Below are 14,546 nucleotides of genomic sequence, written 5' to 3'. Positions count from 1 at the left end.
AACTGCGCCTTTCGACCGTGGCCGCGTCCGGCTAGCTGTCCGACTGAAGCGACTGCGGCGCGCCACCGGCGAAAGACGCGGCATGTGCTTCGAGAATTGCCGCAGCGATGACCTTGCGCAGTTCGTATACCAGGGATCGCGACCGCTGCCTGTCGAGGTCCTGCGCCGCCTTGGCGAGGTTCAGTCCCTCGTTGAGGACAATATGGTGCGCGCGATTCAGTGCCCAGCTTTCAATATCGAGTTGTATCATTCGGAATCTCCGCCAAATCATTTAGCATCAAAGATATTCGCGAATCACGGTGCGCCACGCTTTTACTGCGCAAGAAGAATCACACTTGGAAACGGTTGAAAACAGGATTTTTCTGTTTTGAGGCGGGCGGTACGATTTTGATCAAATGAGTATTGTTCTTTTCAATACTAAGACGGCTCAAGACGAACCTTGCAGAGCCAATTCTTTCAAAGCAGCGGCGCCGTCATGTGGCCGGGAAGCTCCCAAAAATGGTTTGGCAATTCGTTATTGCAAGCGCTCGAATTAATTCGCGATTCACGAGCGCACGTTAAGTCTACCGCACGCTCGATCGTGAGCTAGCTGGATGAAAAATATGAAAAATTCAAAACTGTTCGCAATGACTTCGGCCGCGTTTCTGCTGTTTGCCGGCGCTTCCTATGCCGAGGACCTGGTTTTCACTCTGAAGAACGGAACGAACTCCGTCCTCACCAACTTCTATACTTCCCCGGTGGGCGTCAATGAGTGGGAAGACGACGTGTTCGGCAAGCAGGTGCTGGATCCGGGCGAGTCGATCGAGATCACGATCGCCGACGGCCGTAGTGTCTGCAAGTACGACATGAAGTTCGAATTCGAGGAAAACTCCGATCTCGATACGACGACCGATACCCAGGATCTCTGCGAACTGGGCAGCTACACAATTCACGAATAGCCGCTGAGTGGCCTGCGGCGCTGCCGCGGGCCATACCGTCGCCGGTGGCGATGGACCATAGCCGAGCCGCTAGACCGTGCTCGCTTTTTCGCCTCGAGGCGGCAGATCTTTCGCACAGGTCCTCATTCTCTTCCGCGCACCTTGCCACCCCATGACAAACTCGTTAAGAGACGCCCCAACTTGGGCCTTTGGGCGCAGGCTTTAGAAGGGTTCCAGACTCCCAATTCCGGCTCTTCGGCCCGCGGCTTTCCAAGGCTTCGTCGTGCCGGGTCTGGCTTTGTCTCTCCCGGCGTCTTGCTGTGGTAGAGGCATATGGCACGCATCGTAATGAAATTCGGCGGAACGTCCGTCGCTGATCTGGATCGCATCAAGAATGTTGCGCGCCACGTCAAACGCGAGGTCGATGCCGGCCATGAAGTGGCAGTCGTCGTTTCCGCCATGTCGGGTAAGACTAACGAGCTGGTCGGCTGGGTGCAGAACACGCCGAAGGTCGTCGGCGCAAGCTCGCCCTTCTATGATGCCCGCGAATATGACGCCATCGTCGCCTCCGGCGAGCAGGTGACATCTGGCCTCTTGGCGATCGCACTGCAGGCCATGGACGTCAACGCCCGCTCCTGGCAGGGCTGGCAGATCCCGATCCGCACAGACAACGCGCACGGCGCGGCCCGTATTCTCGAGATCGACGGCTCGGAAATGATCCGGCGCATGGGCGAGGGGCAGGTAGCCGTTATCGCCGGCTTCCAGGGGCTCGGCCCCGACAATCGCATCGCGACGCTCGGCCGCGGCGGCTCGGACACCTCGGCGGTTGCGATTGCGGCTGCGGTCAAGGCCGATCGCTGCGATATCTATACCGACGTCGACGGCGTCTACACGACCGATCCGCGCATCGTACCGCAGGCGCGCCGACTGAAGAAGATCGCCTTTGAGGAAATGCTCGAAATGGCATCGCTCGGCGCAAAGGTTCTGCAGGTTCGTTCCGTCGAGCTTGCCATGGTGCATAAGGTTCGCACCTTCGTGCGCTCCTCTTTCGAAGATCCCGATGCTCCGGGCATGGGTGATTTCTTGAATCCGCCCGGAACGCTGATTTGTGACGAGGAAGAAATCGTGGAACAGGAAGTAGTCACCGGCATCGCTTATGCCAAGGATGAAGCTCAGATCTCGCTTCGCCGTCTTGCCGACCGGCCGGGCGTTTCCGCCGCGATCTTCGGCCCGCTGGCTGAAAGCCACATCAACGTCGACATGATCGTTCAGAACATCTCCGAAGATGGCTCCAAGACCGACATGACCTTCACCGTGCCTTCCGGCGACGTGGAGAAGGCCATCAAGGTTCTCGGCGAGAACAAGGAAAAGATCGGCTACGACGTCGTGCAGAACGAGTCGGGCCTCGTGAAGGTCTCGGTTATCGGCATCGGTATGCGTAGTCACGCCGGCGTCGCGGCGACTGCGTTCAAGGCGCTGGCCGACAAGGGCATCAATATCAAGGCCATCACGACCTCTGAAATCAAGATTTCCATCCTGATTGACGGTCCTTATGCGGAACTCGCTGTCAGGACTTTGCATTCCTGCTACGGTCTGGATAAGAATTGATTCCCAGCAGGCTTGCCGCGCGTACAAGTTGAGAAGTCACGCGGCCTGTTTGCCGAGTTGCTTTGCTATTGTTTTTGGAGCTTGAGACGCAATGAGAGACCTTTCCGGCGGTCCGCGCGTGCTGCTCAAGCGGCTGCGCGAGTTAATGGCGGAGCCGCTGGAGCCACAAGAGCGTCTCGACCGGATCGTGCGCCAGATCGCCGGCAACATGGTGGCGGAGGTCTGCTCCGTTTACGTGTTGCGTGCCGACGGCGTTCTTGAGCTCTATGCAACCGAAGGTCTGAACCGCGAAGCCGTCCACTTGGCCCAACTGAAGATGGGCCAGGGCCTCGTCGGCACGATCGCCGCGTCGGCGCAGCCGCTCAATCTTTCCGATGCGCAATCGCACCCTGCTTTCCGGTACCTCCCGGAAACGGGCGAAGAGATCTATCATTCCTTCCTCGGTGTTCCGATCCTGCGCACCGGCCGTTCGCTCGGCGTTCTCGTCGTGCAGAACAAGGCCAGCCGAAACTATCGCGATGAAGAGCTCGAGGCGCTCGAGACCACCGCGATGGTGCTGGCCGAGATGATCGCCACCGGCGAGCTCAAGAAAATCACCAAGCCTGGCCTTGAGCTCGATCTGACGCGTTCGGTGACGATCGATGGCGACACCTACAACGAAGGTATCGGCCTCGGCTATGTGGTGCTTCACGAGCCACGCATCGTTGTCACCAATCTGCTGAACGATGATGCGGAGAAGGAAATTCGACGCCTGTCCGAAGCGCTCGGCTCGCTGCGCATCTCGATCGACGATCTTCTGTCGCAGCGCGACATGTCGACGGAAGGTGAGCACCGCGAGGTTCTCGAGACCTACCGCATGTTTGCCCACGACCAAGGCTGGGTGCGCAAACTGGAAGAAGCGATCCGCAACGGCCTGACAGCTGAAGCGGCGGTGGAAAAAGTTCAGAGCGATACCAAGGCGCGCATGATCCGCATGACGGATCCCTATCTGCGCGAGCGGATGCACGATTTCGAGGATCTGGCGAACCGCTTGCTCCGGCAGCTGACGGGCTATACTGGCCGTACGGCCGAAGATGGCTTCCCGAATGACGCGATCATTCTGGCCCGTGCCATGGGGGCGGCCGAACTGCTCGATTATCCGCGTGCCAATGTGCGCGGCCTAGTGCTTGAGGAAGGCGCGGTGACCAGCCACGTCGTCATCGTTGCGCGTGCCATGGGCATTCCTGTCATCGGTCAGGCTGCGGGCATCGTGGCGCTTGCCGAAAACGGCGATGCCGTGATCATCGACGGCGATGGCGGCCACGTGCATCTGCGGCCGTTGCCTGAACATCAGCGCTCCTACGAGGAGAAGGTGCGCTTCCGCGCCCGCCGGCAGGAGCAGTTCCGGGCCTTGCGTTCGGTCGAGCCGCTGACCAAGGACGGGCAACGCGTATCGCTGATGATGAATGCCGGACTGCTCGTCGACTTGCCGCAGCTCTCGGAATCCGGTGCCGAAGGCATCGGGCTTTTCCGTACCGAGCTGCAGTTCATGATCGCCTCGACCATGCCGAAGGCGGATGAGCAGGAGATCTTCTACCGCAATGTCCTGAAGCAGGCGGCGGGCCGCGTCGTGACCTTCCGCACGCTCGATATCGGCGGCGACAAGGTCGTTCCTTACTTCCGCGGGCATGAAGAGGAAAACCCGGCGCTGGGCTGGCGGGCGATCCGTCTGTCGCTGGATCGGCCAGGCCTGCTGCGCACGCAGCTTCGCGCCATGCTGAAGGCTGCGGCCGGCGTGGAACTGAAACTGATGGTGCCGATGGTGACCGAGGTTTCCGAGATCGCGGCCGTACGGGACCTGCTGCAGAAGGAAGTGCTGCATCTGTCGCGCTTCGGCCACGGCCTGCCACGCAAGCTGCAATTTGGAGCGATGCTGGAGGTTCCAGCCCTGCTCTGGCAGCTCGACGAGCTGATGGCGGCGGTGGATTTCGTCTCGGTCGGTTCCAACGATCTCTTCCAGTTCTCGATGGCAGTCGACCGTGGCAATGCGCGGGTTTCGGATCGCTTCGACACGCTGGGCAAGCCTTTTCTCCGGATCCTGCGCGACATCGTGCGCGCCGGCGAACGCAACAACACGCCGGTGACGCTGTGTGGCGAACTGGCGGGCAAGCCGATTTCGGCCATGGCGCTGCTGGGTATCGGGTTCCGCTCGGTTTCGATGTCGCCGGCCTCCATCGGTCCGGTCAAGGCGATGCTGCTCGGCCTCGACGTCGGGGCGCTGGCGAAGGTCATGAACGAGGCGCTGGACGATACGAAGACCGCGACCTCGATACGCGATGTGCTTGCCCACTTCGCCGACGCTCACAATATTCCTCTTTAGTTCAAGACAAGCAGAATCGGAGTGAAGGGTGGCGAAGCTTCCCGTTGAAAAGATGCGCGAGCTGGAACGCCGCTTCGGCGAGATCGAGGCGCGCATGTCGGCCGGACCCTCGGCTGACGTCTACGTCAAGCTCGCGTCCGAATACTCCGAGCTGCAGCCGGTTGTGACGAAGATCCGCGCCTACGAGAAGGCGCTTGCGGAGCTTGCCGATCTGGAAACGCTGCTGGAAGACAAGTCGGTCGATCGCGAGATGCGTGATATGGCCGAGATGGAACTTCCCGACGTGAAAGAGCGTATCGAGGCGCTGGAGCAGGAAATCCAGATCCTGCTGCTGCCGAAGGACGCGGCCGACGAGAAGAGCGCGATCCTCGAAATTCGCGCCGGCACCGGCGGATCGGAAGCCGCGCTTTTTGCCGGCGATCTGTTCCGGATGTATGAGCGCTATGCGGCGGCCCATGGCTGGAAGGTCGAAGTTCTGTCGTCGAGCGAGGGCGAAGCCGGCGGCTTCAAGGAAATCATCGCCACGATCACCGGCCGCGGCGTGTTCGCCAAGCTGAAGTTCGAATCCGGCGTGCATCGCGTTCAGCGCGTGCCCGAGACGGAAGCCGGCGGGCGCATTCATACCTCGGCGGCCACCGTTGCTGTTTTGCCCGAGGCGGAGGAGATCGATATCGAGATCCGGCCCGAAGACATCCGCATCGATACGATGCGTTCCTCCGGTGCCGGTGGTCAGCACGTCAACACGACGGACTCGGCGGTGCGTATCACCCACTTGCCGACGGGGATCGTCGTCACCAGCTCCGAGAAGTCGCAGCACCAGAACCGCGCCAAGGCGATGCAGGTTCTGCGCTCGCGCCTCTATGATGCCGAGCGGCAGCGTGCCGACAGCGAGCGCTCCGCAGATCGCAAGAGCCAGGTTGGTTCCGGCGACCGCTCGGAGCGAATTCGGACCTACAATTTTCCGCAGGGACGCGTCACCGACCACCGCATCAACCTGACGCTCTACAAGCTTGATCGGATGATGGTGGGGGAAATCGACGAGATCGTCGATGCGCTGATGGCTGATTACCAGGCAAGCCAGCTGGCCCAACTCGGCGAGCAGCAATGAGCGCAGGCGGGAAACAGGTCGGTCCCACGGTTTCCCAGATGCTTGCCGAGGCTCGTCGCCGCTTTGCGGAGGGCGGCGTCTCCGATCCCGCCACCGATGCCCGCGTTCTGCTTGCCGGCCTTCTGGGTCTGTCGACGACCGAAATGCTGACGCACGGTGCCGAGCCGATCGCGGCCGATACCGCCGGTATCATCGAGGCGGCGATCGGACGCCGACTAGCGCATGAGCCGGTGCACCGTATTCTTGGCGAACGCGAGTTCTACGGCCTCCCACTATCGCTTTCGGCTGAAACGCTGGAGCCTCGACCCGATACGGAAATTCTCGTCGATACGATGCTTCCTTACCTGCGGAAGCTTGCAGCTACTGAGGGGAATATCCATATTCTCGACATGGGAACCGGCACGGGGGCGATATGCCTTGCCCTGTTGTACGAGTGTCCGCAGGCATCGGGTGTCGGCATCGATATATCAGACGATGCCTTGAGAACGGCCCGCGCAAACGCCCAACGAAATGGCCTCCAGGATCGCTTTGAAGCCATTCAATCCAGCTGGTTTGAGAATATAGATGGCGCATTTCACGTGATTGTCTCAAATCCGCCCTATATTGCGTCCAGTATCGTTCACGATCTCGCTCCCGAGGTGACGAAATTTGATCCAGTTGCCGCACTGGATGGGGGTGAAGATGGGCTTGACGCCTACAGAGCCATCGCCAAGGATGCGAAAGGTTTCATGCGGCCCAACGGTCTAATCGGACTTGAAATAGGCTACGATCAGCGTCGCCATGTTACGGCAGTATTCGAGGCTTGCGGCTTCAAGTTGCTGGAATGCGTGAAGGATTACGGCCACAATGATCGCGTGCTGGTATTTTCGCTGGCTGACTGAGCGACAAACAACATTGAGCAGGACATTAATTCTATTGCGAAGAAAAGGCTTGGATTTCCACGGGAAGCATTATAGGTTGCCTCCACGCGTTGGGCAGATAGCAAAGAACGACGATTCGTTCGATACTAGCTCGGCCTCGGGGGTCCGCTCTTTTAAACGAGAGTTTCAAAGGTTGAACGCAACCCAATGCGTGAATCAGTCAAACTGACTTGAGAACAAGCGGCAGGTTGGCGCGAAGGCGCGGTATGCTTGCGGCACGAGAGCCTGAGACGGATTGTCCGGTCATGGCGGTTGGTGCCATCACTCCACACAAACAGAGAATTCAGGTGAACGATCGATGAGGCCAGGACAGCAGAACAAGCGCGGTCGCGGGCGTGGCAATAATAACGGCGGCGGCGGCGGCGGAAGTAACAACAACAATAACAACTTCAACCGTAAAGGCGGCAATCCGCTGACGCGGACCTACGACAGCTCCGGCCCAGACGTTAAGATCCGTGGCACTGCCCAGCACATCGCCGAGAAATATGCGCAACTCGCTCGCGACGCGCAGAGCTCGGGTGACCGCGTCATCGCGGAGAACTACCTGCAGCACGCTGAACACTACAACCGCATCATTGCTGCCGCCCAGGCGCAGATGCAGGAACGCTTCCAGCGCGACGATCGCAACGAATTTGCCGAAGGCGTCGATGGCGACGAAACCGATGGCGTCGATAACGATGATGTCGTTGTCGTTCAGCCGCCGCGTCAGCAGCAGCACGAGCATCAGCAGCGCCGTAACGACGAGCAGCCGCGCCGCCGTGAACGCAATGAGGGTCAACCCGCACCGCGTCCGCAGGAAGAACAACCTGCACCGGTTGCTGCGGTTGCACCTCCGGCTGAGGTAATCGACGGCAGCGGCCCGCAGCCTGAGATCGAAGGCATTCCTGCCGAAGTCTCGATGGACGAGGAGAGCGCCGCCGGTCAGCCGCGTGAGCGCCAGCCGCGTCGTCGGGCCACAGCAAGCCGCCCACGCCGTCCCCGTCGTGGTGCGGAAGGTGAAGCGCCTGCCGAAGGCGAAGACGCAGGTTCCGATAAGGCACCGGCTCTCGCGGATGCCGATTCGGAGTAAAATCTGACATCTCCTGAATGGAGAGTTGGTCTGGATATTGATGAGAGGTCGCTCCCTGGAGCGGCCTCTTTTCTTTTGGCCGCCGCCTGCTTTGGGCGAACTTGTGCCGGGGAAGGATTGGCTGCATGCTGATGGTCGGGAATACCTGACGGATTGCCGCTCGGCCGCTGTCACGGGCCAAAGAAGTCGAGGTGGGTGACATGCGCCTTATGCCACTGCTTGCCGTCTCAACGCTCCTTTTTGTGCCTGGCGCGCTTGGGCAATCGCTGAAGTCCGATGAAATCGTCAGTTCCATCGTTGTTCGACCGGTCAGCACGCCCAATCCGGTTTTGGGAGCGGATGATCGCGTTCACCTTGCCTATGAGCTTTTCGTCGTCAATCCGAGCAAGCTGTTCGTGACGCTCGACAAGGTCGAGGCGGTCGATAACGGCGGACGCAGCCTCTGGGCAAGGGAAGGCGATGGTCTTGGAACGATCACACAAACATACGCCGGCACGGGTCGCACCCTTTCGCCGGGCGGTTCGGCGGTCGTGCTCATGGACGTCAGTTTTGCGGCTAGCGAGCAACTTCCACCCGATGTGACCGCGCGTGTGACGGCCACCCGACAGGCTGCGGGACCTGACGGGAAACCGGTGCCGATGGCGAAGGATAGCCCGTTCGAGAGTACCTATACGTTCGCTGCGGCAAACACCACGATCGGCGAATCGGCCGTCGTGCTGGAGCCACCGCTTGCTGGAAAAGGGTGGATCGCGGTCAACGGCTGCTGCGATAGCATCACCTCGCATCGCGGCGCGGTCCTGGCGATCAATGGTCAGTTGCGGGTTCCGGAACGCTTTGCCATCGATTGGGTCAAGCTGGACGATACAGGTCGGATCTTCACCGGCGATGGATCGAAGCTGGCGAGCTACGCCTACTATGGAACGCCAGTGCATGCCGCAGCGGACGGTGTCGTGGTCAATCTTTACGATGATGCCGACGAACAGGTGCCTGGCGCGGATGCCAAGGGCATCACCACGGAGAACGTCGGCGGCAACATGCTGGTCATCGATATCGGCGGCGGCGCGTTTGCATTTTACGCCCACATGCAGAGGGGTAGCCTCAAGGTGAAGCTCGGCGACCGGGTGAAAGTGGGGCAGGTGATTGGACTGCTGGGCAACACGGGCAATTCGACCGCGCCGCACCTGCATTTCCACGTCATGGACGGGCCATCGCCGCTTGATGCCAATGGCCTTCCTTATGTCTTCTCCCACTTCTCCAGCCCCGGCGTGCTCGCGCCTGGCGGAGATGATGCGGTCGAACAGGGAGAGCCCGCCAAAATCGAAAAGCGACTTGACGGCACGCATGTGAATGAATTGCCGTTGAACAACCAGGTGGTGGATTTCAACTAGCGGCGATCGCGCGGCTATTCTCCGCGAACTCTTCACTTCCTGTTCGGCCGAACCGCCACGCTTCCGGTCCAAACACGAGGCCAGCGTTTTTCCATTTTCGGCCTCTTTAAACTCCCGGGATTCTCCACCATATCCTGACCAAGTTCCTTGGCCGCAAATCGCAAATGCGGTCAAGAAAAAGGCTCGCCTCTTGAGGGAGCTCAATCTCAGTCATCGGTCTGTGCCTTATAAGGGCAGGGCGATTTAAGGAGGTACATTATGAATATTGAAAAATACTCCGAGCGGGTGCGCGGTTTCATCCAGTCGGCGCAGACCTATGCGCTGGCGCAAGGTCACCAGCAGTTCGCGCCTGAGCATGTTTTGAAAGTGCTGCTCGACGACGATGAAGGCATGGCCTCGTCGCTGATCGAACGCGCCGGCGGCGACGCCAAGGCGGCTCGTCTTGCCAATGATGCGGCACTTGCCAAGCTGCCGAAAGTCTCTGGCGGCAATGGCCAGATCTATCTCTCGGCTCCGCTTGCCAAGGTTCTCTCGACCGCTGAAGAAGCGGCGAAGAAATCAAACGACAGCTTCGTCACCGTCGAACGTCTTCTGCAGGCGCTCGCGATGGAGTCGTCGACCGCGATCACTTTGAAGAACGCCGGTGTCACCGCCGTTGCGCTCAACCAGGTTATCAACGAGATCCGCAAGGGCCGCACCGCCGACAGCGCCAATGCCGAACAGGGCTTTGACGCGCTGAAGAAGTTCGCCCGCGACCTGACGGCGGAAGCCCGCGATGGCCGGCTTGATCCTGTCATCGGCCGCGACGACGAAATCCGCCGTACCATCCAGGTGCTGTCGCGCCGCACGAAGAACAATCCGGTTCTGATCGGTGAACCCGGCGTCGGCAAGACCGCGATCGTCGAAGGCCTCGCGCTGCGCATCGTCAATGGCGACGTGCCTGAGTCTCTCAAGGACAAGAAGCTGATGGCGCTCGACATGGGCGCACTGATCGCCGGCGCGAAATATCGCGGCGAGTTCGAAGAGCGGCTGAAGAGCGTGCTCAACGAGGTCCAGTCCGAAAACGGCGAGATCATCCTGTTCATCGATGAGATGCATACGCTTGTCGGTGCCGGCAAGGGCGATGGCGCGATGGACGCGTCCAACCTCCTGAAGCCGGCTCTTGCCCGCGGCGAGCTGCATTGCGTCGGCGCGACCACGCTCGACGAATACCGCAAGCACGTCGAAAAGGACCCGGCGCTCGCCCGTCGTTTCCAGCCCGTCGTCGTCGAAGAGCCGACGGTCGAGGACACCATCTCGATCCTGCGCGGCCTGAAAGAGAAATACGAGCAGCACCACAAGGTCAGGATCTCGGATTCGGCCCTGGTGGCGGCCGCGACGCTGTCGAACCGCTACATCACCGACCGCTTTCTCCCCGACAAGGCGATCGATCTGATGGACGAGGCGGCTGCGCGCCTGCGCATGCAGGTCGATTCCAAGCCCGAAGAGCTCGATGAACTCGATCGCCGCATCATGCAGCTGAAGATCGAGCGCGAAGCGCTGAAGAAGGAAACCGACGTTGCTTCTGCCGACCGGCTTGTCCGGCTGGAGACCGAGCTCACCGGTCTGGAAGAGAGCGCCGATGCGCTGACGGCCCGCTGGCAGTCGGAAAAGCAGAAGCTCGGCCTTGCCGCCGACCTGAAGAAGCAGCTCGACGACGCCCGCAACGATCTGGCGATCGCCCAGCGCAAGGGCGAGTTCCAGCGCGCCGGCGAGCTGACCTACGGCGTCATTCCGGAACTCGAGAAGAAGCTGGCGGAAGCCGAAGCGCAGGACAGTGATCGCAGCGCCATGGTGCAGGAGGTCGTGACTCCTGATAACATCGCGCATGTCGTTAACCGCTGGACCGGCATTCCGGTCGAAAAGATGCTGGAAGGCGACCGCGAGAAGCTGCTGCGGATGGAAGACGAGCTGGCGAAATCGGTGATCGGCCAGGGCGATGCAGTTCAGGCCGTGTCGCGGGCGGTGCGCCGGGCGCGCGCTGGCCTACAGGATCCGAACCGGCCGCTCGGCTCGTTCATCTTCCTCGGCCCGACCGGCGTCGGCAAGACGGAGCTGACCAAGGCATTGGCTCGTTTCCTCTTCGACGACGAGACCGCGATGGTGCGCATGGATATGTCCGAGTACATGGAGAAGCACTCCGTGGCCCGGCTGATCGGCGCCCCTCCCGGCTATGTCGGCTATGAGGAAGGCGGTTCGCTGACGGAAGCTGTGCGTCGCCGGCCCTACCAAGTCGTGCTGTTCGACGAGATCGAAAAGGCGCATCCCGATGTCTTCAACGTGCTGCTGCAGGTGCTCGATGATGGCCGCCTGACCGATGGTCAGGGCCGCACCGTCGACTTCCGCAACACGATGATCATCATGACGTCGAACCTTGGCGCCGAATATCTGACGCAGTTGAAGGACGGCGACGACAGCGATCTGGTGCGCGAGCAGGTGATGGAGATGGTGCGCGGCCACTTCCGGCCGGAGTTCCTGAACCGCATCGACGAGATCATCCTCTTCCACCGCCTGAAGCGGGACGAGATGGGTGCGATCGTCGAGATCCAGCTGCAGCGTCTGGTGAAGCTCTTGGCCGAGCGCAAGATTACCATCGAGCTCGACGACGAGGCCACGCACTGGCTCGCCAACAAGGGCTACGATCCGGTCTATGGCGCGCGGCCGCTGAAGCGGGTGATCCAGAAGTACGTCCAGGATCCGTTGGCCGAAGATATTCTCGGCGGCAAGGTGCCGGATGGTTCGACGGTGAAGATCACCACTGGGACCGACAGGCTGCTGTTCCGGACGCGAAATGCTACCGTCAACGAAGCCGCATAGGTTTCGGCCCTGGAAAAGAAAATGGCGGCTTCGGCCGCCATTTTTGTTGAGTGCTACTTGCTAGCAACCTGTGCGGCCGGCTCGTTGCCGAGCAGGGCGTCGATGCGCTTGCGCTCGTCCTCGAACTTGGCAAGCGGCGCGCCGGTCAGCGACTTTCCGCCCGGCAGTCGTACCCGCAGCGGGTCGACCTTCGTGCCGTTGACGATCATCTCGTAGTGCAGGTGCGGGCCGGTCGATTCACCAGTGGTGCCGACCCAGCCGATCACCTGGCCCTGGCGGACCTTGGAACCGGGAACAACGCCCTTGGCGATGGCGCTCTGGTGATTGTAGGAGGATTCGTAGCCGTTGGCGTGGCGCACGATCGTCTGGTTGCCGTAGCCGCCGGAATCCCAGCCGGCCTTTTCCACCGTGCCGTTGCCGACGGCGATGATCGCGGTACCGCGCGGAGCCGCCCAGTCAACGCCGGTGTGCATGCGGGCAAAACCGAGGATCGGGTGGCGGCGCATGCCGAAGCCGGATTTGAAGATGCCGTTCGGCACAGGATTGCGCAGGAGGAACTGGCGAATGCTCTTGCCGTCCTGGTCGAAGTAGTCGACGGAGCCGTCATCCGGATCCTGGAAACGGTAGAAACGCGTCTGCGTATCGCCGAAGCGTGCATTGACGTAGAGCAGTTCGGAATCTTCGGTTGCCTGGCCGGTGGTGGCGTCGGACACCGAGAAGAAGGCCTCGAGGCTATCTGTCGGCCGAAGTTCCGCCTGGAAATCGACGCTGCTCGCCAGAAGCTTGATGATCAGCGCCGTCATGTCCTTGGTCATGCCATAGGAGAGCGCGGCGCGATAAATCCCGTCATAGACGCGGGGCAGGTTCTGGTTGGATGGCGCGGTCATCGCGCTGTCGTCGAAGGCGGTTGCAACAGCATCAAGCTGTGGCGGCTCGCGGCCGGCGACAAAACGGTCGTGGTCGTCAAGGGCGACGGTCACGAGATGCCGGGTGCCGCGATAGACGCTGGCGCGGATGATCTTTGCCTGTTCGCCCTTCTGCAGGATGCCGACGCGCAACACGTCTCCCTTGGACAGGCTGTCCGATCCGATCATCGGCGCCAGGTATCCGGCCAGACCCTTGGCCTGCGGCTCCGGATAGCCGGAATCCATCATCGCCTTGGCGATGGGGACGCTCTGGCGCACGGGAATGATATCGTCGGCAAACTCTTCGGTCTGCGGCGTGATCGATTCCGGCGCCGACACCGTCATGTTCTGTTCGAGAACGCGGGCCGTCAGGCCGGCCGTGAGATCGACGTCATTGTCGTCGTTGGAGAAGCGGCGCGGGTCGACATAGTAGAGAGCCGCAACCTGGGCGGCGCCGTCCGTCAGCACCGAGCCGTTGGAGCGGACGTTCTCTTCGATTTCGTCCAGCGTCATCCCCGGTGCGACCTTCAGGTCGGATCGGGTGGTGGGATAAGCCACCGTCTTCAGGCTGACTTCCGATTCAACGTCGGAGCCGTAGATCTGTCCCGTGCGCGCCGGCGCCGGCGCGTCCGGCTCGTCGGCGGAAAAGATCGTCAGCGGATTGAAGCTCGGATAATCCTCGGGCGCGACATGGTTGGCGGCCAGCGTCATCTTTACACGCGCGAAAGGCTGGCGGCGGACGACTTCCTTGTCTCCTTCGTGAACCACAGTCGAAACCTCCATGATCTTGCGATCGGAAGGCTTGGCGGCGATTGCGGGAGCGATGAGGCGGCTCCCGCGCGTCACATCGGTGTCGGTATGCGCTTCGGAATTGATGTTCGCATAGGCTTCAGCCGGGATTGCCAGCTGCTGGCGTCCGTCGAGTGCTGCAAAGAGCGCCACGCCCATCAGCACGCTTGAGGTAATGCCCGTGAGGAACGTGCCCGAAAGCCAACGCAAGGATACTTCGCGGCGGTCGGGCGCACGCCTGCCATCGGCGAGAAGCGGTGGCTCGTTGCCGAACGAGCGGATCATCATCTTCTCCGTCATCATGGCAGTGAGATCCGCGTCCTTTCGTTAGGCTTCGTCGGGGCCGTTTCCGGCTGGCCGAGAAGTGCATAGTTTAACAATGGAAGTCAAATGGGCGGCGCAGCACCAGCCCGGTCATCCACTCTTGAGACCATGCGATTGTGAAAATGTGAGGGCGGTGGACCTCGCCGGGTGCATTTGGCGCTCTAATTGGTGAGTTGGTGTCCTGTGCGGTGGCGTTTTTGGGTGGTTTGGTTGGCTGTCTGGAAATCTCTGTTAGAATTCAATGACATGGAAGAAAGCTTGTTTTTTTCGCAAAGTGCTGTTGACTTAGAAAGGGTGGGGGCC

Annotated in this window: 10 protein-coding genes; 8 read left to right on the top strand and 2 right to left on the bottom strand. The window is 60.8% G+C overall.

Going from position 1 to position 14,546, the window contains the following annotated elements; genetic code table 11:
* Nucleotides 1-31: 31 nt before the first annotated feature.
* Nucleotides 32-271, bottom strand: coding sequence for a hypothetical protein (locus A6U87_RS16255; protein ID WP_198928717.1), 240 nt, complete (start codon nt 269-271; stop codon nt 32-34).
* A gap of 322 nt (nt 272-593) precedes the next feature.
* Here A6U87_RS16255 and A6U87_RS16250 point away from each other — a divergent pair, with 322 nt between their 5' ends.
* The 8 genes from A6U87_RS16250 (at nt 594) to clpB (ending at nt 12,225) form a co-directional block, all read left to right on the top strand.
* Complete coding sequence (locus A6U87_RS16250) at nt 594-938, top strand: hypothetical protein (RefSeq protein ID WP_065692334.1); 345 nt, start codon at nt 594-596, stop codon at nt 936-938.
* 312 nt (nt 939-1,250) lie between these two features.
* Complete coding sequence (locus A6U87_RS16245) at nt 1,251-2,525, top strand: aspartate kinase (RefSeq protein WP_065692333.1); 1,275 nt, start codon at nt 1,251-1,253, stop codon at nt 2,523-2,525.
* Nucleotides 2,526-2,616: 91 nt separating this feature from the next.
* On the top strand, nt 2,617-4,884 hold the full coding sequence (gene ptsP, locus A6U87_RS16240) for a phosphoenolpyruvate--protein phosphotransferase (protein WP_065692332.1): 2,268 nt from the start codon (nt 2,617-2,619) through the stop codon (nt 4,882-4,884).
* A 28-nt stretch (nt 4,885-4,912) separates the two neighbouring features.
* Nucleotides 4,913-5,992 (top strand): peptide chain release factor 1, encoded by a 1,080-nt coding sequence (gene prfA / locus A6U87_RS16235; RefSeq protein WP_065692331.1) that lies wholly within the window; start codon nt 4,913-4,915, stop codon nt 5,990-5,992.
* Nucleotides 5,989-6,873, top strand: coding sequence for a peptide chain release factor N(5)-glutamine methyltransferase (gene prmC / locus A6U87_RS16230; RefSeq protein WP_065692330.1), 885 nt, complete (start codon nt 5,989-5,991; stop codon nt 6,871-6,873). The genes prfA and prmC overlap by 4 nt, the downstream gene beginning before the upstream one ends.
* A gap of 337 nt (nt 6,874-7,210) precedes the next feature.
* Nucleotides 7,211-7,981, top strand: a complete 771-nt coding sequence (locus A6U87_RS16225) for a DUF4167 domain-containing protein (protein WP_065692329.1) — start codon at nt 7,211-7,213, stop codon at nt 7,979-7,981.
* 200 nt (nt 7,982-8,181) lie between these two features.
* Nucleotides 8,182-9,369 carry a M23 family metallopeptidase gene (locus tag A6U87_RS30590; RefSeq protein WP_083199488.1) on the top strand — a complete coding sequence of 396 codons (1,188 nt, stop codon included), beginning with the start codon at nt 8,182-8,184 and terminating at the stop codon, nt 9,367-9,369.
* Between the two features lie 258 nt (nt 9,370-9,627).
* Nucleotides 9,628-12,225, top strand: coding sequence for an ATP-dependent chaperone ClpB (gene clpB, locus A6U87_RS16215; protein ID WP_065692328.1), 2,598 nt, complete (start codon nt 9,628-9,630; stop codon nt 12,223-12,225).
* Between the two features lie 53 nt (nt 12,226-12,278).
* Here clpB and A6U87_RS16210 read toward each other — a convergent pair whose 3' ends face one another.
* Complete coding sequence (locus A6U87_RS16210; protein WP_065692327.1) at nt 12,279-14,222, bottom strand: M23 family metallopeptidase; 1,944 nt, start codon at nt 14,220-14,222, stop codon at nt 12,279-12,281.
* Nucleotides 14,223-14,546 lie beyond the last annotated feature (324 nt).

This window comes from Rhizobium sp. AC44/96 (genome assembly GCF_001692185.1).
GTDB lineage: Bacteria > Pseudomonadota > Alphaproteobacteria > Rhizobiales > Rhizobiaceae > Rhizobium.
This window is presented reverse-complemented; position numbering and strand designations above follow the sequence as displayed.

What these genes read in the sequence shown, in the direction of transcription:
- A6U87_RS16255 (WP_198928717.1), bottom strand. Translation starts at nt 271, where the DNA reads ATGATTTGGCGGAGATTCCGAATGATACAACTCGATATTGAAAGCTGG.
- A6U87_RS16250 (WP_065692334.1), top strand. Translation starts at nt 594, where the DNA reads ATGAAAAATATGAAAAATTCAAAACTGTTCGCAATGACTTCGGCCGCG.
- A6U87_RS16245 (WP_065692333.1), top strand. Translation starts at nt 1,251, where the DNA reads ATGGCACGCATCGTAATGAAATTCGGCGGAACGTCCGTCGCTGATCTG.
- ptsP (WP_065692332.1), top strand. Translation starts at nt 2,617, where the DNA reads ATGAGAGACCTTTCCGGCGGTCCGCGCGTGCTGCTCAAGCGGCTGCGC.
- prmC (WP_065692330.1), top strand. Translation starts at nt 5,989, where the DNA reads ATGAGCGCAGGCGGGAAACAGGTCGGTCCCACGGTTTCCCAGATGCTT.
- A6U87_RS16225 (WP_065692329.1), top strand. Translation starts at nt 7,211, where the DNA reads ATGAGGCCAGGACAGCAGAACAAGCGCGGTCGCGGGCGTGGCAATAAT.
- A6U87_RS30590 (WP_083199488.1), top strand. Translation starts at nt 8,182, where the DNA reads ATGCGCCTTATGCCACTGCTTGCCGTCTCAACGCTCCTTTTTGTGCCT.
- clpB (WP_065692328.1), top strand. Translation starts at nt 9,628, where the DNA reads ATGAATATTGAAAAATACTCCGAGCGGGTGCGCGGTTTCATCCAGTCG.
- A6U87_RS16210 (WP_065692327.1), bottom strand. Translation starts at nt 14,222, where the DNA reads ATGATGACGGAGAAGATGATGATCCGCTCGTTCGGCAACGAGCCACCG.